Annotated in this window: 2 protein-coding genes; both read left to right on the top strand. The window is 69.0% G+C overall.

The window, feature by feature from the left end; translation table 11 throughout:
* The first annotated feature begins 288 nt into the window (after positions 1-288).
* Positions 289-768, top strand: coding sequence for a hypothetical protein (locus AB0O36_RS37000; RefSeq protein WP_365118394.1), 480 nt, complete (start codon positions 289-291; stop codon positions 766-768).
* Between the two features lie 196 nt (positions 769-964).
* Positions 965-1,406: hypothetical protein (locus AB0O36_RS36995; RefSeq protein ID WP_365118391.1), on the top strand; the 442-nt coding region annotated here is incomplete at its 3' end.

Raw genomic sequence — 1,406 nt, 5'->3', positions numbered from 1 at the left:
TGTGTTCTTCCTTGGGGGGGGGGGCGGGGGCGTTTCGCTCCCTCCACGCCCCGCCCGCGCCCTCGCCCCCCTTGCCCTCAGCTCTTCGCGCTGAGGGGCTGGCCGGCACCGGCCCCGCGGTGCCCGCCCCCGCCAGCGAGAAAACGATCCCTGACCTGCGAATACATCACTCTTTTGGGTTGGCTGAAGACGCCATTGAGGCACGTAAGTGAGATAGGGTTGTCTTGTCGGAAGGGGCCCGGTGGCAGGGCCCCGAAAGAAAGCCCTCACTCAACCCAGAGGAGAACCATGCCTGCTGAGAACGTTGCTTCCGAGCTTGAAAAGCGGGTCATCACGGTGAAGCGGAGCGCCGCGCTCATGAGGGAACTCGCCCGGGTCGCCGGTGCCGGAACCCATCAGGTCACCGCGGTGTGCATGACCGAGGTCAATCAGCCCGAGGACGACGATTACACCGGCCTTCGCTACGCGGGCAGCGCCTGCGATCTGACCGGGCCCGTGCTGAACGAGGACAACCCCACCGCGGAGCTGTTGGACACCATGGTTCTGCTCGCGCAGACCTACTTGGAGAAGGCCACCGCGATGTTGGTCCTGCGCCGGTCGGCGCCGGACGGCAGCGTGCGGGTCTGCGCGTGGAAGGTCGTGGACCTCTTCGCCCTGCCGCTCACTGCCGGGCAGAGCTTCACCGCAGCCTGCCTGCGACCCGACGGCCAGATGACCGGCCCGGAGCCGGGCGTGAAGTACGACGAAGCCCCCTTCCTGGTGTCCTGACCCGGCCGCACCGGGGGCCCGAGCCCCCGGTGCCAGCCGCCCGCTGCACAGCAGCAGCCCAGCCGGGCGGGGGCACTCACACCCCCGCCCGGCGAGGCAGCCGTTCCGACGGGACACAGAGCCCCGCACTGCTTCCCCGGGGCCATTCGCAGGCCCTCACGCCGACGTACCCCTCAGCGCAGAGGAGCGCACACCCATGACTTCCGTACCCGCCCTGTACGCCCTGCTGGTCCGTCCCACCGGCGAGGTCGAGCTGACCGACTGGACCGCCGACACCACCGCAGCGGCCCTGCTCGCGGCAGATTGCACCGAGCCGTTCGAGGTGGCCCGCCAGCTGACGGCATGGGTGGACGACCACGCCGTTCCGCTCCACCTCCCGGCCAACCACCCGGCGTCCGCCCTGGTCCGGATGTACCTGCACATTCCGGCCCCGTACTTCGGCCCGGTCCTCTTCACCGGCCGCCTCAGCGATGACCCGCTCAGCGGCGGAGCGCACGGACTCACCGAGGACCAGGCGCTCATCCTCCTGGACCGTGTCCTGAATGCGATCTCTCGGGTTGGTGTCAGTGGTGGTGTGTGTCAGTGGCTGGGGTCGTGGTCGTGGGTCTTTGTGGCTGGTCAGAGAGTTGTCGCTGGCT

The sequence above is a fragment of the Streptomyces sp. NPDC089799 genome, assembly GCF_040684755.1.
Taxonomy (GTDB): Bacteria; Actinomycetota; Actinomycetes; order Streptomycetales; family Streptomycetaceae; genus Streptomyces.
Note: the sequence above shows the minus strand (reverse complement) of the source record. Positions and strands in the feature narration are given on the sequence as shown.